12 protein-coding genes are annotated in these 17,326 nt (G+C 63.7%); 1 reads left to right on the forward strand and 11 read right to left on the reverse strand.

Annotation, left to right across the window (positions count from 1 at the left end):
• The first annotated feature begins 372 nt into the window (after positions 1-372).
• A complete protein-coding gene (locus Q5H89_RS18550) occupies positions 373-4,020 on the forward strand; it encodes a PA14 domain-containing protein (RefSeq protein ID WP_305020846.1) in 3,648 nt (1,215 codons plus the stop codon).
• A 79-nt stretch (positions 4,021-4,099) separates the two neighbouring features.
• Here the strand turns inward: Q5H89_RS18550 and Q5H89_RS18555 are convergent, their stop codons facing one another.
• The 11 genes from Q5H89_RS18555 to Q5H89_RS18605 form a co-directional block, all read right to left on the reverse strand.
• Complete coding sequence (locus Q5H89_RS18555; RefSeq protein WP_305020847.1) at positions 4,100-5,440, reverse strand: lipopolysaccharide biosynthesis protein; 1,341 nt, start codon at positions 5,438-5,440, stop codon at positions 4,100-4,102.
• On the reverse strand, positions 5,437-6,696 hold the full coding sequence (locus tag Q5H89_RS18560) for a glycosyltransferase (RefSeq protein WP_305020848.1): 1,260 nt from the start codon (positions 6,694-6,696) through the stop codon (positions 5,437-5,439). The genes Q5H89_RS18555 and Q5H89_RS18560 overlap by 4 nt, the downstream gene beginning before the upstream one ends.
• Before the next feature lie 40 nt (positions 6,697-6,736).
• Entirely contained in the window at positions 6,737-7,618 is an 882-nt protein-coding gene (locus tag Q5H89_RS18565) for a beta-1,6-N-acetylglucosaminyltransferase (protein ID WP_305020849.1), read from the reverse strand.
• Positions 7,619-7,693: 75 nt separating this feature from the next.
• Positions 7,694-8,899 (reverse strand): glycosyltransferase family 2 protein, encoded by a 1,206-nt coding sequence (locus Q5H89_RS18570; RefSeq protein WP_305020850.1) that lies wholly within the window; start codon positions 8,897-8,899, stop codon positions 7,694-7,696.
• Between the two features lie 185 nt (positions 8,900-9,084).
• Positions 9,085-10,302, reverse strand: a complete 1,218-nt coding sequence (locus tag Q5H89_RS18575) for a glycosyltransferase (RefSeq protein ID WP_305020851.1) — start codon at positions 10,300-10,302, stop codon at positions 9,085-9,087.
• 13 nt (positions 10,303-10,315) lie between these two features.
• On the reverse strand, positions 10,316-11,209 hold the full coding sequence (locus Q5H89_RS18580; protein ID WP_305020852.1) for a glycosyltransferase family 2 protein: 894 nt from the start codon (positions 11,207-11,209) through the stop codon (positions 10,316-10,318).
• 68 nt (positions 11,210-11,277) lie between these two features.
• On the reverse strand, positions 11,278-12,708 hold the full coding sequence (locus Q5H89_RS18585; protein WP_305020853.1) for an O-antigen ligase family protein: 1,431 nt from the start codon (positions 12,706-12,708) through the stop codon (positions 11,278-11,280).
• 71 nt (positions 12,709-12,779) lie between these two features.
• Complete coding sequence (locus tag Q5H89_RS18590; RefSeq protein WP_305020854.1) at positions 12,780-15,017, reverse strand: GumC family protein; 2,238 nt, start codon at positions 15,015-15,017, stop codon at positions 12,780-12,782.
• The gene (locus Q5H89_RS18595; protein ID WP_305020855.1) at positions 15,014-15,814 is read right to left on the reverse strand and encodes a TolC family protein; all 801 of its coding nucleotides are present in this window, start codon (positions 15,812-15,814) and stop codon (positions 15,014-15,016) included. The genes Q5H89_RS18590 and Q5H89_RS18595 overlap by 4 nt, the downstream gene beginning before the upstream one ends.
• Positions 15,814-16,680, reverse strand: coding sequence for a sugar transferase (locus Q5H89_RS18600; RefSeq protein ID WP_305020856.1), 867 nt, complete (start codon positions 16,678-16,680; stop codon positions 15,814-15,816). The genes Q5H89_RS18595 and Q5H89_RS18600 overlap by 1 nt, the downstream gene beginning before the upstream one ends.
• A 54-nt stretch (positions 16,681-16,734) precedes the next feature.
• The gene (locus Q5H89_RS18605) at positions 16,735-17,121 is read right to left on the reverse strand and encodes a response regulator transcription factor (protein WP_305020857.1); all 387 of its coding nucleotides are present in this window, start codon (positions 17,119-17,121) and stop codon (positions 16,735-16,737) included.
• Positions 17,122-17,326 lie beyond the last annotated feature (205 nt).

Consider the following 17,326-nt stretch of genomic DNA (forward strand, 5'->3'; position numbering starts at 1 on the left):
ATAGCTGTTGACCGAAAATATAGCTAGCCAACCAAAGTACCACGGTGGACCAAAAAAGTATAATTAAACCGGCGCAAGTAGTTGATAGTGAATTGATAATTGGTTTTACTCGTGGTGCAGGTTTGTTTGCTGGGTTGTATTTTCGTGAGTAGTCAGCAACCTGTTGCCTGGGCTGGCGGCTTTTACGACCAGCAGTTTAGGTGAGAATACTTCTACGCGATTGCCCTAGCGAGCCGGGGAGCTGAACCCGATTTCTCGCCCCTGTACTATCCGGCTGCCGGCGGCAGCTCCCACCCAATCCCTCGGGGCTTACCCTATCAGGCGGCTGATACCGGCCGCGTTGTGCGCTTTTTATCCTACTTATTTTCTTATATGTTTAACTACAAAACAGCCAGTCTCTGGCTGGCCCTGGCTGCCGTTGGGCTGTTGCCCTGGGCGGCGCGGGCCCAGGCGGCGGGCGAGGAGCGCGTGGCCATTACCGCCATTTCGCCCAGTATTGATACCGGGCAGGACTACTCGGCCTGGCTCGATGACGACCCCAGCAACCTGGTGCCCAACAGCTGGATGCCCGCCAACTTCCAGTACATCGACGTGACGCTGAAGCTGGCTAAAACCACCACGCTCAGCCGCCTGGCGCTCTTCGACTACCAGGGTGTTTTTACGGCCCAGCCGGCGCTCATTTATGCCCAAAGCGGCAGCCAGCGCACCCTCATCGGCTCGTTCGACGGCGCGCAGTACAACGTGTGGGTCGATATGGCGCCTAGCGCCCCGGTTACGGCCGATGCCATCGTTATTCACAAGTTTTGCAATAATATCCCGGTCAAAATCAAGGTCTTTGGCACGGCCGGTACCAGCACTACGCCCACCACCCCCACGCCGGTAGCCGCCACGCTGAGCTTTGGCGCGTTAGCCCCCAAAACAGTGGGCGACGCGCCCTTTGCGCTCTCGGCCACCAGCACGAACGCGCTGACGCCTATTGCGTTTGCTTCGTCGGATGCCAGCGTGGTGAGCGTGGCCCTGGCCAGCGCGGGCATCTGGCAGGCCACGGTGGTGGGCGCGGGCACGGCTACCATCACGGCTACGCAGGCGGCTAGTAGCACCTATTTGGCTGCCAGCGCGTCGCAGACGCTTACTGTGCAGGCAGCTGCCCCAGTGCCCGCGCCGACGCCGGTCCCGGGGCCGACCACTACTACCCCTAGCGGGCCCGTTACGGCCGGTAAAATTCCGCTTGACCCTAGCCGGTGGTACCAGCTCACCAACGCGCCTAATACTATTACGCCGCTCTTTGATGGCTCGACGGCCACGGGCACGACCATTGGCTGGGGCAAGGTTATCCCGACCTACGATGCCTACTACCCACTGCTGCCGGGCGAGGCCATCAGCCTGGAAAGCATTCGCTTCTACGACGGCGAGGGCAGCAACCCCAGCGACCCCATGACCCTGTCGGTCATCACCGATACCTGGCAGCGCATTCCGGTGGCCACCTTCACTGGCGGGCAGTACAACCGCTGGGTGGGCCCCGACCCCAGCCAGCCCGACAACTTCAAGCTGAGCGCGCCCATCAGCAACATCCGCTACCTCGTACTCACGGCCTCGTGGGCGTACCCAACCGAAATTGAGCTGACCGGCTCTTACGCGGCCGGCAGCGGCGTGGCGGCGGCCGACGGGCAGGCCCTGGCCGTGCAAAAGAAAATCAAGTTTGCGCAGGAGCTGGGTGTGAATGGCTTTGAGTGGGATGTGGAAAACCCCGATGCCCCCGGCCAGATTGACGAAACGCGCCTCAAGGGCCTGAAGAACTTCACCGGCTTCCGCCATTATATGGATTGGCAGAAACTCGAATCGACGGAGGGCGGCTACACCTTCAACCCCGTGCACAGCGGCGGCTGGAACTACGACGTGCTCTATCAGCGCCTCAAGGCCGAGAATATCACCGTGCTGGCCTGCCTCAAAACGCTGCCCGACTGGCTGCTGAATACCTACCCCGGCGACCAGCGCGAGTTGGAAAACGTACCCGTGCGCTACGGCAAGGACTTTTCAGACCCCAACTCGTACCTGGAGCAGGCCAAGGTAGCCTTCCAGTACGCGGCCCGCTACGGCGCCAACGCCGGCGTGCCGGCTAGCCTGCTGCACGTGGACCAAAGCACCCGCTGGGCCGGCGATGGCGCGAACGAGGTCAAAATCGGCCTCAACCTGGTGAAATACATCGAGTGCGACAATGAGCGCGACAAGTGGTGGAAGGGCCGCAAGGCCTACCAGACCGGCCGCGAATACGCCGCCAACCTGTCGGCTTTCTACGACGGCCACAAGAACACGATGGGCGCCGGCGTGGGCGTCAAAAACGCCGACCCTGGTATGCAAGTGGTGATGGCGGGCCTGGCCGCCGCCACGCCCGACTACGTGCGCGGCATGATAGACTGGTGCAAGCAGTACCGGGGCTACCGGGCCGATGGCTCGGTGAATTTGTGCTGGGACGTGATTAACTACCACCTCTACTCGAACGACGCCAGCACCTCGCAGGGCGGCAATGCCACGCGCGGCGCGGCCCCCGAGGTAGCCAATACCGCCCAGGTGGCCCAGAGCTTCGTGCAGATGGCTCACCAGTACGCCAATGACATGCCGGTGTGGGTAACCGAGGCTGGCTACGACACCAACCAGGGCAGCCCGTTCAAGGCCATTGCCATCGGCAGCAAGTCGGTGCTCCAAACCGAGGCCGACTGGACGCTGCGCACCGCGCTGCTATACGCCCGCTGGGGCGTCGAGCGCACGTTTTTCTACATGCTGACCGATGATAACGCGGCTAGCCCGGTGCAGTTCAGCTCGTCGGGCCTGCTCAATGCCGACCGCTCGGCCAAGCCCGCCGCCGACTTCGTGCGCCAGGCCGGCCAGCTGCTAGGGGCTTACACCTACACCGGCACCCTCAACAATGACCCCCTGGTGGACCGCTACGAGGCCGATGGCAAAACCATTTACGCCCTGGTAGTGCCCGATGAGAAAAACCGCACCGCCACCTATACCCTCGACCTGGGCCCGGCCACTACGGCCACCATCTACCAGCCCACGGCCGGCCAGGCCATTATGACGGCCACGTCCGTGAGCGCGCCGGGCGGCAAGCTGACCATCACCGTGACCGAAACGCCGCAGTTTGTGGCGGCCGGCGGCACGCCCGCCGCCACCCCTACCACGGCCTGCGCCGGCACCGGCTCGATAGGCTGGGAGCAGTGGGCCGGCGCCTGGGGCAGCCTCGCCAACCTGCCCCTGACCACAACCGCCAATAGCATGGCCACGCTCACCAAGCTGGAGAGCGCGCGCAACATCGGCGATTATTACGGGGCGCGCATCCGGGGCTACATCTGCCCGCCCCAGGATGGCAGCTATACCTTCCGGATTGCCGGCGACGACGCCTGCCAGCTCTACCTGAGTGCCGACGACAACCCAGTCAATAAGCAGCTGATAGCCAGCGTAAGCGGCTACACGAGCTACGGCGAGTGGAGCAAGTACAGTACCCAGCAGGCGGCGCCGGTAACCTTGCAGGCCGGCCATCGCTACTACGTCGAGGTGCAGCACCTGGAAATAACGGGCGATGATTTTGTGTCGGTAGCCTGGACGCTGCCCGACGGCACCACGGAGGCGCCCATTGCCGGCGCGCACCTCCTTCCGTTTGGCCTCACGGCCAGCACGGCTACTTCCTTCACGGTCGGCGCCCAGGCGGCCAATGCCCTGGCCACGCAGGCGGCAGATGCGGCCAGCGCCACTGCGGCCACGACCGGCCTGAGCGTGTATCCCAACCCTTTCACCAAGCAAACGACCCTGGAGTTTGCGCTGCCCCAGGCCGGCCCGGCCACGCTCGAAGTGTACGACGTACAAAACCGCCTGGTGCGCCGCCTCTTCGCCGGCTCGGCCGAGGCCGGCGAGCGCCGGCAATTTATCCTCGATGGGGCTAGCCTGCCGGTGGGCGTGTACCTGGTGCGGCTAGTCACGAGCAGCCAGGTGTACACCCAAAAGCTAGTGCGCGTAGAGTAGGTATAAGCGAATTGCCTAAAGCAAAAAAAGCGCGTCCTGCCAACTTAGCAGGGCGCGCTTTTTTTGCTTTAGCCGCTGGCTAGGCTCCGGTCTTGGCGGGCCGCAGGCGGCGCAGCATGCCATCGAGCTGGCCGCGCACTTCCTCGGCCGCCAGCTCCGGAATGCCGCTGAAGCTGATGGGCAGGTAGCGCCGCAGCACCACATAGCCGTAGGCCGTACTGGCTAGCAGCGTGATGATGGAGGCCGCCGCCACGCCGTAGATGTTGCGCGTGAAGTAGATGCAGGCCACATCGGCCACCACATTCACCACCAGCGCCAGCACCACCTTCACCAGGTTGAGCTGCGGGCGGCCAATAATGTCGAGCGTCACGCCCAAAAACCGCTCCAGCGGAAACACCAGCGAGCACACAATAAGAATGCGGTAGAGGTTGGCCGCCTCGGTAGCCACGTACTTGCCGCCCCCGATGAGGCCCACGATGGCATCGGCAAACACCAGCACCCCTAGCACGATGGGCACGAAAAGCAGCGTGAGAAAGCCCGCGTACTTCTTGAGCAAGGCCACCACCTCGTCGTTGCGCCGGCGGTTTACGGCCGCCGACATGCTGGGCATGGCCGTGCCCAGCCCGCTGCGCATGGGTATCTCAATAATTTCGAGCAGGCGTTGCGGCAGGTTGTACACGGCCAGCGCCGCCGGCCCGAGCATAAACTTGATAATGAACGTGTCGGAGCTGCGTAATAAATTGGAACACAAGAAAGTGCCGAAGCTGTACTTGCCGAAGTGAAACAGCTCGGCTACTACGGCCGGCGTGCGGTGCCCCAGCGCCGCAAGCCGCGACCAGCCCATTGCCACCACCACCACGCTCGAGAGCAGCGAGCTGCCCAAAAATGCCTGAATGATGCGCGTCAGGTTCACTTCCTTCACCAGGTAGAGCGTAAAAACCAGCACGATAAACGAGCCTTGGTTGAGCAACCGCAGCCACAGAATGCGGTCGAACCGCTGCTCGGCCTGCAATACCCAGATGGCCACGTTGAAGGGCAAGGTCAGGGCCAGGCTCAGGCCAAACCAGTAGAGCAGCACCCGCACCCCAACGTCCTGGAAGTAGCTGAGAAATAGCAGGGCTAGCAGATTGAGGACCACAAAGCCACCCGTCACGAGCAGGCCAATGTACCAGGCCGAGCCCGCCACGCAGCGCTGGCGCGCCTCGTCGGCGCCGGCGTAAAACTTGATGAGTGCCGTTTGCAATAGGCCCGTGCGGAAGGTGTCGAGCAGCAAAAACGAGAACTGGAAAAACACCCAGTTGCCCATGTCCGCCTCCGACAAAAACCGAAATAAAATGCTGTAAGTCAGTATGCTGAATACCGCCATCACGCCGTTGCCGGTAAACGACTGGAAGTGCCGGTTTTGGAAGAGCGTTCTCATAGGCTGGGGGCTAGCGCCGGGGTGAGGGCCGAAGCTGGGGGCCGGGCCGTGGCGAGCCCGCCTTGGTGCGCCGCAATAGCCGCGTAGATGCGGGCCACGCTGTTTTCCCAGGTGTGGGTGGCGGCAAAGTCGCGGCGGCGGCGCTGCCGGCCAGGGTCATCTTCGGCCAGCGCCCGCTCGATGAGCGTCAGGTATTCCTCCTTGCTCTCGGCCAGGTAGGTGTGCTGCTCGAAGGTGCGCATGGCCTCGGTGCGGGTGGCCACCACGGGCTTGCCCAGGGCCAGGTACTCGTCGATTTTGCGCGGGTAGTTGCCCACCGTCAGCAGGTTCACGGCCTGCGGGTTCAGGCACACGTCGAAGCTTTGCACGTAGCTAGCCAACTCGGCGGTGGGCTTGGCGCCCAGAAAGTGCACGTTGGGCCGGCGGTGCAAGTCGCTGGCTTTGAAGACTTCATCCTCGGGCCCAACAAGTACGATGCTCCACTGCGGGCGCTGGGCGCTGAGGTAGCGCAGCACCTCCAGGTCGAGGCGGGCGCTGGTGAGGGCGCCCACGTAGCCCACCACCGGGCCGGGCAGGGGGCGCACATCGGCCGGGGCGGGCGTGCCGGCCGGCTGGGGGGCTAGCGCGTCGCAGCCCTGGCCCACGTCAAACGACTGCGGGTTGTGGAGCCGGCAGTAGTCGGCCAGGTAGCTGGAGTTGGCTACGCACACGTCGCTTTTGGCAATGAGGGCGGGCTCCAGCGCCAGGCCGTGCTTGCGCCAGTAGCCCCCGGCCACCACAAAATCGCGCGAGTAATACACGCTCACGGCGGGGGCCAGCAGTTCCTTCAGATGAAAGCTGCGGAAGATGTCGTTATCGTTGAACAGCACGAAATCCTGAAAGTTGAGCTGCGCCAGCCCCGAGCCAATGGCCTGGGCAAAGCGCTTATTATTCAGCTTATTGGCTTGCCGGTGCAGCCAGCCGGCCGGCAGCCAGTTGATGGATTCGAGCACCGTGCCCGGCGAGAGCACCCACAGGTTGGGGGCCACGGCTTGCAGGCCGCTGGCCTGGCCGCGCTGCACGGCCAGGCGGGCCTGCACGGCGGGCTCGTGGCGGTGGCGCAGCACGGTGTTGCGGTCGAGCGGCGAGTTGACGTAGAGTACGCGGTTGTGGCGGCTGAACTCGCGGGCAATATCCTTGCAGTTGCTGCCCAGCGCGGTGTCCCAGGGCTGCTGCCCTACCACCACAATGTCGCGGCCGGTGAGGAGTGGTTTCATAGCTAGCGGGTGGTTAGTGAGTGGTTGTGGCGGCCGGGGCCTAGCCGGCCGCTACGCTGCGGGGGTAATGGCGCACCAGCCAGCCATCAACCAGGTTCAGAATGCTGTGGTCGAAGTCGGCGTCGAACTTGCGGGCAAAAAGCTTGTGGGCGTGGGCCAGCTTCGGAAAATCGTCGGCTAGCAGCAGCTTGGGGTTGGCCCCACCCGCCGACCAGTCGATGTAGCGGTAGTTTTCGTTGATGATGCTGCTCTTAAAAGGCGAATTCATGAGAATGGTCGCAATCAAAAACTCATCGGAGCCCCAGGTAAACATGCTGAACCAGCGCAGCTTAGGGTGCTCATCCACGAAGTGCACCAGGTAGGCCGCGCAGGCCGTGTCGAGCGTCCACCACGAGCCATCGGCGCCGCCATACAGCGCGTAGGGCAGCGGAAACCGGCGGCGCGGCAGCACTAGGTTCAGGAAGCGCTGCAGCAGGTACTGCCCCTTAAACCGGAAGTAGGTGGTGTGGTACTTCTCGATGCGGCTCGTGGCGTGCTGCCACCACGGCGAGCCTTCCGACTCGAACGATAAAAAGGAGTAGCCCTTGTGCCGGGCAAAAAAGTCGTGGATGGTCGCCGCTGGCTTAATCGGGTAGTCCTGCCCGCTCAGCAGGTTGATAAAAGCAAACTGCCGGCCGCCGGCCAGAATGTCGCGCGTGCACTCCAAAATGGCATGCGTGAAGCGGTACGAGGCCCAGCGCACCGCAAAGCGCCGGGCCGTAAACTCGACCCGCGGCCGGGTGGCCAGGTGCTCGTAGTCTTTTAGCTCACACTTGCTGTCGAGGTGAATAAAGAAATAGAAATCATCGTGCTGCAAAGCCGACAGCAGCCGCCCGAGCTGCTCGGGGTTTTTATGGGCCATTATCAGGTGCGCAATTTTCATGGCTGCAGGAAAGCGCGGGAGATGGAAAAAACAAGGAAAATGCCGGCGCGCGGAGCCGGCGCTACGCGCTGCTTTTCAGGCACTGGCCACGGCACCCGCTACGGTGGGCTGGCGGGTGGCCTTGGCCCAGGCGGCGGGCTGCGCCTTGCGCACCCAGCGCCTAAAGCCCAGGAAAACAGCCAGGTTCATGAGGCTGAAAAACAGCGGTATCACGAGCGGCCTGGCGGTGCGGCCGGTGCGGGCCGCCTGCTGCCACCCTAGCCAGGCCGCCGCGTACAGGGCCAGCTGCCCGGCCAGCAGCAGGCCGTAGAAGCCGGCGGCCGGCCCGGTAGCAGCCAGGGCCAGCCCTAGGCTCAGGGGCAGCAGCAGAACCAGCGCCAGCGGCGCCAGGCTCCAGCGCAGCACCCGGTGCGACACGTAGAGGAACGTGACCACCGGCTGCCGCAGCGGGTTCAGCAGCTGCGGCAGCCGCGTCATGGCCTGCCAGCCGCCCGCGCAGATGCGGATTTTGCGCTCCATCTCCTCGGGCAAGGTGGCCGAGGCGTCCTCGGTGGCGTAGGCTAGGGGCTCGTACACTACCCGGTAGCCCCGGCCCACAATGCGCAGCGACTGCACAAAATCATCAAGAATAGTATCGGCTTCGAGTGGGGCGAAGAGGTCGGAGCGGAACGACACCAGCTCGCCGGCCGCGCCCATCAGGCTGTATATCTGCGAGTCGCAGCGCTTAAGCAGCGACTCGTATTGCCAGTACAGGCCCTCGCCCGCGCCGGGCGCCGAGGCCTGGGGCCGGATTTTCTTCTCGCCCGATACCGCGCCCACGCTAGGGTCTTGGTAGTGCTTCACCAGCTCGCGCACGGCCCCGGGGTTCAGCAGGGTGTTGCAGTCGGTAAACACTACATAGGGTGTTTTCACGAACTCCATCGCCCGGTTTTCGGCCATCGACTTGCCGGCCCGCTTGGCCGCGTGCAGGTGCTCGACGCGCGGGTGGCGGGCCAGCACCTGGCCCGAATTGTCGGTCGAGCCATCGGTAATGAACACCACGCGCAGCTTGTCGGCCGGGTAGTCGAGGGCGAGCGAGTTGGCAATTTTTTCCTCCAGAATGCCAGCTTCGTTATAGGCCGGCACCACCAGCGTCACGGGCGGCTCAAAGGACCGGGCCGGCCCCGCTGGCCGGCCCAGCCCCCTGGCTTTGGCCCACAGCCACACCACCCCGGCATAGCCGAAGTAGGTGTAGAAAACCAGGGCTAGCAGCGCCCAACAAGTGTAGTGGAAAGGTTGCATAGGCTTGTTTTCAAGGGAGATAGAATGCGTGTAGGCTTGTTTTCAAAGAAAAAAGGGTGACGGTAAAAAGCAGGCTGGGCTAGGGCCGCAGCTTGCGCCCGGCGCGCAGGCCACTAAGCACGCCCAGCATGAGGCAGAGCAGAACGGGCGCGGCAATGAGGGCAAAAGGCATAGGCGAAGCGGCGTTAATTATCAAGCTGGAAGGCGGTGCCCGCCTTGTGCGGCGTGGCCAAAAAAGACGTGCGCGTGCGGCGTATGCGCAACAGCGCCAGGCACATGCACCAGATGGCGTAGGGCAGGCGCAGCCCCGCCGCCAGCACCTGGCGGTTGTAGAGGCGGGCGGGCAGGGCTAGCAACAGCGTGGCGGCCAGCGTGGCCAGCAGCCCCGCCCACACCAGCGGCGGCGGCCCCACCCGCAGCCCCAGCACCCAGGCCCCCGACGAGGCAGCCACCAGCAGCCCCAGCAGGGCCAGCAGCAGCGTGCGCGGCACCAGAAAGGCCTGCATTACCTTGTTGAAAAACTCGACGTTGCCGCGCAGCAGCGCCGGCAGGCCCTGGCCGGCATACTTCTTCAAAAACTCCCACTGCGAGGCTAGCCAGCGGGTGCGCTGCTGGGTGAAAACCCGGGCGTTCTCAATCTTCTCGTCGTAGACGTACACATCGTCGAGGTAGCAGATTTTCTGCTGGTCGCGGGCAATGCGGAAGTCCAGCTCCTTGTCCTCGCCCACCGTTTCGCCAATGCCCGCGAGCAGGCGCTGCAGGTAGCCATACTCGAAGGCCATGCCCGAGCCGATGAGCGCCGCCGACAAGCCCACCGCCGCCGGCCCCTTGCGGTAGAGGTGGTTGTTAATCTCCTCGTTGCAGGTGTCGAGCAGGGCGAAGGCCGTGCCCTGGTTTTTGGCGGTGCGGTGGGCCTGCACCACGCGGTAGCCGGCCCCAAAAGCCTGGTTGACAGCCTGGAGAAAGCCCCGGCCCATCACGTTGTCGGCGTCGAGCACCACGGCCACGTCAAAGGCGCTGGCGGGCAGCACCGACAGCGCTTGCAGCAGGGCCTTGCCCTTGGTGCTGCGCTCAAACTGCACCTCGACTACGCCAATGCCCTGGCGCTGCATGGCCTGCACGGTGGCTGGCTGCAGGCCATCGGCAATCACGACTACTTGAAAAACACCATCGTAAGGCTGGGCCAGCGCCGCGCGGCTGGTTTCCAGAATTACGGCATCTTCCTTATACACCGGCATAAGCACGCAGAGGCGGCGCGGCACCGTGCCGGGCGCCACGGCCGGCAGCGGCCGGGCGCGCCGGTGCCCGGCCACCGCAAAAAACAGCAAGTACAGGCAGTTGAGCAGCAGGTAGGCCGCCAGGGTATACAACAGCCCACTAAGCAGGGATAGGAGTACCGTCATAGATTCAAAAAAATTACTGTAAGCCACTGGCGTGTTGCAGGTTCCAGCGCAGGCCCCGGCCTAGCGCGCGCAGGTGCGACCAGTCGCGCTGTCGGGCGTAGCGCAGCGCCTGCTTGGGCAGGGCGGCGGCCACAAACACGAGTGTGCTCGTGAGGCGGGCCCAACCCCGGCTGTTGCGCCGGATGAACAACAGCCGGTTGCGGTTCATGTAATACGTCTTCAGCACCGAGGCCTTGCCCACCGATACCGACTCCTTGTGGTACACCGTCGACTCGGCCACGTAGTGGCAGGTAAAGCCCGCGTTTTTGATGCGCTCGCACCAGTCAAGCTCTTCATAGTAAAGGAAATACAGCTCGGGCATGGGCCCCACGGCCGCCAGCACGCGGCGGGGCACCAGCATGGCCGCGCCATCGGCCAGGGCCGTGGGGGCGGAGGCATTGTGCTGGCCGCGGTCGGCTTCGAGGTGGCCGATGGTGATGCTGCGGCCGGTCCAGGGGTTGATGCCGCGCGAGCCGGCGTACTGGATGAGCTGCTCGCCGTCGAAATACTTGATTTTGGGCGAGGCGATGCCGGCCCGGGGGGTGGTTTCGAACAGCTCGACCAGGGGCTCCAGAAAGCCGCGCTCTACCTCGGTGTCGTTGTTCAGGAAAAGCAGGTACTCGCCCTTGGCTTGGGCAATGCCCAGGTTGTTGCCGCCCGCAAAGCCCAGGTTTTGGGCCGACTTGATGAGCTTTACCTCCGGAAAGCGCTCCTTGATAACGTCGGGGTCATCGGCAGGCGAGGCGTTATCTACCACAATAATTTCCAGGCTAGGGTAGGTAATGCGGCGTAGCGAGGCCACCAGGTCGCACGTTACCCGCGCCTGGTTGTAATTGATGGAAATAACGGAAACCAGGGGGTAGCGCATGTTTCAATAGCTTTTAGGAGAGTGAGGTGCTTGCCAGGGGGCTAGCCTGCTTCTGCGTCTTCAGTGGGCTACAAGCCACTGGCGCCGACATCCTCGTCTAGCCTGGGGCCCAGAAAAACGAAAACCCAGGAGAGGTACACGACCAGCGCCGAGGGCATGAAATTGATAACCTCGTTGCCGTAGCTGCTGAAGAAACTGCCCGCAAAGCCGGCCGTGAGGGCAATGAGCTTGGTTTTGAGGGCCGGGTCGCGGATGCGCCACACAATGCCGCCGCACTTGCCCAGGATGTAGGCCATCATGCCCATCCAAATGGTGAGGCCCACTACGCCGTACATGGCCCACACCTTCACCCAGTAGCTATCGGGCGGAATAGTGGAGAGCAGCTTGCCGGGGTTGTAGTGAATGCCCGCGTTGCCGATGGTGCCCACCCCGCCGCCAAACGGCCGGCTGCTGAGGTAGTCGCGCAGCCGCAGCTGGTTGGTAAGGCGCACATTAAGCGAGGCATCTTCGGGGTCGAGAGCCGTGCGCATCCGATAGATGTTGTAGTTGCCATCGCCGATTTTGGTGTATTTCAGCACCCCGAAGCCCGCCAGCGCCACCATCGACCCTAGCACGAAGGCCTTGATGTTCTTGCTGATAAGCAGCGCTACCCCGAGGCCCGACATCAGGGCAAACAGCGCCCCACGGGTGCCCGAAATCAGCATGCCGATGAGGAGCAAGGCCGCCGCCGCCGCCAGCAGCACCCGCTTCCAGGGCCGGAAGGGGCCTAGCGCCAGAATGCCGGCTACCAGCGCAAGGTGCGCCTGCGCCGCCCCAAACTGTCCCGCATCGCTGTAGAAGGAAAACACCCGCAGCTTGCCCCAGAGCAGGTGGGTTTTGGCGTTTTCGAGCAGAAATTCCTGCTCGCCCGCCGAGGGGCCGATGTAGAGCTGCTTGAGCCCATTGAGCGTGCCCAGCACCGAGAGGCCGATGATGAGCATCAGGAACAGGTTGAGGTCGCGCTTCTTATGAAACAGCAAAAACGCCAGCGGCACCAGCAGCACCCAGTAGAGCGTGGTGCTGCGCATCTCCTGGTACCAGCCCAGCAGGCTGGCGCCCGGGTTCACGATTTCGAGCACGTTCACCCCAAACCAGGCCACGCTGAGCAGGCACAGGTCGTTTTGCACGTAGCGCCAGTCGTAGCGCTCGTGACGAAACGCCACCGCCACCCAGGTAACTACCAGCAGCCCATCCACGGCCAGGCCAAACGGGATGCTGCCGCCCACGATGCGCGAGATGAAAAACAGCAAAAAGCAGTAGCAAATAAGGGCAATGATGCCCATGCGCGGCTCCAGAAAAATGCCAATCAGCAGCGGCGCGCCCACCGCCAGCGCTATCAGCAGCCCCGGCACCAGCATACCCTGGCTAGCCGTGAGCCAGCCCACGAGCACGGCCAGCAGCAGCCCGGCCCCGAGCAGTGGCAGGTTGGCGCGGGTTTGAAAGGCGGGGAGTGAGAGCATAGGTTGAAATAGTTGGGCTAGCCTGGATGGCCCTAGATGGCGCGGGGCCAGCTGATATCTGGGAGCTTTGTTTAAGAATTGAGTAGCGCCTGCTGCGGGTGGGCGGGCAGGGCGGGGCGGTAGGGCGAGGTAGCCGGCCGCAGGCGGGCGCCGATAAACTCGGCCACGTACTCGGGCAGCACGCCATTGAGCACCAGCTCGATAGGTGCCTGGGTTACCGCCTGAATGTTTCTAAACACCGTGCGGTCGGCGGGCTGCCAGGCGCGGTCGGCGCGCACGGCCACCAGTATCAGGTCGAGGTCTTGCAGCAGCGAGGCGGGGTAGGCCGTTTCGAGCACCGGCGGAAACTCGATGATGACCACCGAATCGGGGGCTAGCCCGTCGCCGGTGAGGTCGGCCACCGACACGCCCGGCGCCAGGGCCGCCAGGGGCGAGTAGAGCAGCGTGTCGTCATTCGGAATAATCTGGAACGAGTGGTCATCGGGAAAGAGGCTGAACGTGCTGATATGCAGCTTGCGCAGGCTGGCGGCCAGGCTGGCGCACACCGCCGACTTGCCCTCGCCGCCCTGGCTGCTAAGCACCCCGATGGTGTAGGGCCGCCCGGCGTGGCGCGGCTGCTGAAACTTGAGCAGCAGCTGCCGGGCCAGGTGGTCTTCGGCGCGCCTGGCCTGGTCGAGCAGCAGGGCATCGGGGGCCGTGATTTTGGGCACCACGCCCGCCACCGGGAAGGTCGTGACCTTGGCCGCGTAGGCCGGGCTTTGCAGCGTGGTATTGAGCAGGCCAGTAGCGGCCACGCCGGCCCCGGTCAGCAAAAACGCCCCCATAAAGCCCCCGATAAGCAATAGCAGCAGCTTCGAGCCGCTCGCCTGCGTGGGCAGGTAGGGCGGGTCTACCACGCGCAGCTGCGAGGCCATAATGCCGTTTTGCTGCGATAATTTGCTTTGCTTCAGGCCTTCCATCTGCGAGAGGTATTCCTTTTCGGCCACCTCCACCTCGCGGCGGATTTTGCGGATTTCGGCCCCCAGCGGCACCAGCTGGTTGTACTGGCCGGCGGCCAGCTCGCGCTGGCGGCGCATCAGGCCCAGCTGGCTCTTGAGGTCTTCGACCTGCAAGTTGTTTTTCGAATAGTCGCTCACCAGGTCCTTCACCGCCACGCCGTGGCTGGCGTGGGCGTCGTTGTAGTAGCTGCTCACCGTTTCGCCAATCTGCCTGTCGAGGCTGGCGGCTTCCTGCTGCACGCTGGCCAGCCGGGCGGCGGTGGCCGAGCTGGGCTGGTTCTGCTGCATTATTTCCAGCTCCGAGGCTTGGTTGTTCAACTCCGAAAGCCGGTTGCGCAGCCGGATAATCTCCTGGCTTTTCAGGTTCGACTCGCCGCGCTTGCTCAGGCTGCCTTCCACCGATTTCAGGGTCGAGGACGCGCCGGCGTACTGCATCTCAAGCTGGGCGTACTTGTCGGCCGCCGCCTGCTTCTCATCGGTCGAGGACAGAATCTGCTTGTCGTAGTCCACGATGTTGTGCTTCTCGTGGAAGGCCAGCAGGCGCTGCTCGGCCTCGCGCAGGCGGTCAGCCGCCTTCTGCACCGACTGCGTGAAGTAGTTGATAACCGACTCGTTCTGGCCCGTAAACAGCTCCTTGTGCTTGCGAATAAACACCTGGGTCAGAATCTCCAGCGTTTTCTCGCACAGCTGTGGGTCCTTGGCCGCGTAGTCGATGCGCAGCAGGTCGCTGTCCTTCACCCGCGCCGCGTTGATGGTCAGCAGCGCGTTTTCCGAAAACAGCGGGTCTTTGGAGTTCACGAGCTTATAAACGGGGCTAGCCGGCCCGGCCTGGTACGCCGCCGCCACGCGCTGCACGGTGGCGTCCAGGGTCGGGCCGGTGAGCTGGGCCTTGCGGGCGGGCGTCAGCAAGAGGTCGAAGGGCGTTTTTTTCTTGTCGGCCAGCTTGGCTTGCACCACGCTCAGCACGCCGCTGCCCGGCGCGGCGGTGGCCGCCGGCGGGTGGCTAGCCTCCTCCTGCAGGCGCCAGGCCAGCAGGCGCAGGGCCACTTCCTCGCGGGTATCGCGCGAGTTGATGAGCGAGAGCAGGTTGTCGAAGGCCGTGGTGGTGGCCTGCCAGCCCTGGCCGCTGTCGTTGTTGCCGCCCTCGATTTTGTAGCCCGAGGCAATGCCCGTATACAGCACCGTGTCCGACTCGTACTTCTTGTCCTGAAAGCGGGAAAAGAAGAAAATCGACGCGGCGGTGGTCAGCGGCACCAGTACCAGCAGCGGCCAGTGGCGCAGCAGCCGGCGCACGAGTTCTTGTCCGTTCATTTGGCGGCGAGTGAAATGGAGGTAATGGGCATCCCAATGAGGTCTTCGAGCAGCAGCTGGGCGGTCTGGTACTTGTTGCGGGCTTCCTCATACCCTAGCTGGGCCTTGCTGTAGTAGTCCATAGCCGCCATCTGGTCATCGACCTGAATTTCGCCCTGCTTGAAGCGGCGGTCGGCAATCTGCCTGCTCACGTTGGCCGATTGCAGCGCCTCCTGGGCATTTTGCTGGGTGGCGCGGGCCAGCGCCAGGGCCTGGTACTGCACAATTACCACCTGCCGGATGGCTGCTTCCTGGGTGCGCCGCTGGGCCGCCGCCTGGTCCACCACGTACTCCTGGCGCATGATGGTGGTGCGCCGGGTGGCCAGCAGGTCGAGGGGCAGCGCCAGGCCCACGCCGGTCGAGAACTGGGCCCTGGCCCCCAGGTTGAAGGGGTTGGCCTGGTACACCGGCGAGGCGCTGGTTTCGGCGGTGGCAAAGTAGGGCAGCGTGCCGTAGGTGTAGCTGCCGGTGAGGGCCAGCATGTTGAGCAGGCGCTTGCGGGCCAGCTTCACGTCGGCCTCGGCCACGCTGTGCATGGCGTCGAGGCGGGCTATCTCGCCCGAGTGGGCAATGGCCGCCTCGTAGAGCTTGGGCAGCACCACCTCGGGCGCGGTGAAGAAGGTGCGCAGGTTGTTATCGGGCGGCGAAGCCTGGGCTGCGGCCACCGGCGGCGCCGCGGCCACCTCGAGCGCCGCCTGGGCGTAGCTAGCCTGCCCGCCCGCCAGCAGGGCTAGCAGCACAAAGAAAGAGCGTCTCATCACACGTTCTCCTGCTGAAAAAGCGCCGGCACGGTCCTGAGCAAAATCCGAAGGTCGCTTTGCAGCGAGTAGTTGCGGGCGTACTGCACGTCGAGGCCCTTGCGCTCGTCGGCCGACATGGGCCCCTTGCCGCCGCGCTTGCTCACCTGCCACAGGCCCGTGATGCCGGCCGGGGCCAGAAAGCGGGCCGCAAACTGGTCGGTGGTCAGCTTCTCGGCTTCGTAGAGGGGCAGCGGGCGGTTGCCTACTATCGACATATCGCCGCGCAGCACATTAAAGAGCTGGGGCAGCTCGTCGATGCTGGTATTGCGCAAAAAGGCTCCCACCCGCGTCACGCGCGGGTCGTTCACAATCTTCACAAACGCGGCCTCCTCGCTAGCCCGGCGCGCCTGCCGGTGCCGGCGCTCGCACACTAGCTGGCCTTGCTTATCAATGAGTTGGCTCTGGCAGCTGCCTTCACAGGCGCAGGTGTGGGCGGCGGGCGTGGCGGCGGCGGCCTGGTACTGGTTGTGGCCTTTCATGGCCGCCAGCTGCTGGTCGGCACCGGGCCGCATCGACCGGAATTTCCAGAACTTAAAAACGCGGTAGTTGGTCCCGACCCGGTACGAGTAGTAAAAAACCGGCCCCGGCGACTCCAGCCAGATGAGCAGCGCCACAAGCGCCAGCAGCGGCAGCAAAGCCAGCAGCACCAGCCCGGCAAACACGAGGTCGAACAGGCGCTTGGGGGTGGGCAGGGCAAAGGCCCGCACCGGGGCTGCCGCGGGGCGGGGCCGCCGGGTGGGGCCAGGCTGGCGCAGCAGCCAGTTGGGTAGCAGGGGCGTGGGGTAGGGGCGCGGCAGGGCCCGGTTGTTTATAGCTGCTTCCATAAGGCGGTAGGGTAGAGTGTTGGGTAATAGGCAACTACAGGGCTAGCCGGGGCACTATACGCTCACGCGCCCCAGTACCTTTTGAATCCGGATTTCCAGCTCCTCCGGGTTGAAGGGCTTCACGAGGTAATCGTCGGCGCCCGCCTTGAGGCAGAGTATCTTCTTGCTGGTTTCGTCGGTGGCCGAGAGCATGAGCAGGGGCACGCTCTCGTGGGCGGGCAGGGCCCGCAGCTCCCGGATAAAGTCGAGGCCGTTGAGCACGGGCATCTCGTAGTCGGCTACAATGGCATCGGCATAATTGCCCTGGTGCAGCCAGTCCAGCGCCTCCCGGCCATTGGCCGTGAGCACTACCTCGTACTCGCCGGCAAAGTAGTGTTCCAGAATGAGCCGGATGGCCGGCTCGTCATCAATGATGAGCAGCGTCTTCTTAAGTGTAAACATAGAAGTGGGGCATGGTGAAGGCTAAGGTTGAAATCAGGGCAGAACCAGAGGACAGAGCGAGGGAAACGGGGCAGTTTGGCAGGGCAAAAAGCCCCACCGCTTGACAAGCAAAATTTGCTTGAAAATCAAGGTATTAGCCGAAAAAAGTAGCGTGCATAGGCAATGAGGAGCCAGGCCACCAAAAAAGGCAGCAATCCAAAAAGAT

Origin of the sequence: Hymenobacter cheonanensis (genome assembly GCF_030581075.1) — a bacterium.
Classification (GTDB): domain Bacteria; phylum Bacteroidota; class Bacteroidia; order Cytophagales; family Hymenobacteraceae; genus Hymenobacter.

What these genes read in the sequence shown, in the direction of transcription:
- Q5H89_RS18580 (WP_305020852.1), bottom strand. Translation starts at nt 11,209, where the DNA reads ATGCGCTACCCCCTGGTTTCCGTTATTTCCATCAATTACAACCAGGCG.
- Q5H89_RS18555 (WP_305020847.1), bottom strand. Translation starts at nt 5,440, where the DNA reads ATGAGAACGCTCTTCCAAAACCGGCACTTCCAGTCGTTTACCGGCAAC.
- Q5H89_RS18565 (WP_305020849.1), bottom strand. Translation starts at nt 7,618, where the DNA reads ATGAAAATTGCGCACCTGATAATGGCCCATAAAAACCCCGAGCAGCTC.
- Q5H89_RS18560 (WP_305020848.1), bottom strand. Translation starts at nt 6,696, where the DNA reads ATGAAACCACTCCTCACCGGCCGCGACATTGTGGTGGTAGGGCAGCAG.
- Q5H89_RS18600 (WP_305020856.1), bottom strand. Translation starts at nt 16,680, where the DNA reads ATGGAAGCAGCTATAAACAACCGGGCCCTGCCGCGCCCCTACCCCACG.
- Q5H89_RS18605 (WP_305020857.1), bottom strand. Translation starts at nt 17,121, where the DNA reads ATGTTTACACTTAAGAAGACGCTGCTCATCATTGATGACGAGCCGGCC.
- Q5H89_RS18550 (WP_305020846.1), top strand. Translation starts at nt 373, where the DNA reads ATGTTTAACTACAAAACAGCCAGTCTCTGGCTGGCCCTGGCTGCCGTT.
- Q5H89_RS18595 (WP_305020855.1), bottom strand. Translation starts at nt 15,814, where the DNA reads ATGAGACGCTCTTTCTTTGTGCTGCTAGCCCTGCTGGCGGGCGGGCAG.
- Q5H89_RS18590 (WP_305020854.1), bottom strand. Translation starts at nt 15,017, where the DNA reads ATGAACGGACAAGAACTCGTGCGCCGGCTGCTGCGCCACTGGCCGCTG.
- Q5H89_RS18585 (WP_305020853.1), bottom strand. Translation starts at nt 12,708, where the DNA reads ATGCTCTCACTCCCCGCCTTTCAAACCCGCGCCAACCTGCCACTGCTC.
- Q5H89_RS18575 (WP_305020851.1), bottom strand. Translation starts at nt 10,302, where the DNA reads ATGACGGTACTCCTATCCCTGCTTAGTGGGCTGTTGTATACCCTGGCG.
- Q5H89_RS18570 (WP_305020850.1), bottom strand. Translation starts at nt 8,899, where the DNA reads ATGCAACCTTTCCACTACACTTGTTGGGCGCTGCTAGCCCTGGTTTTC.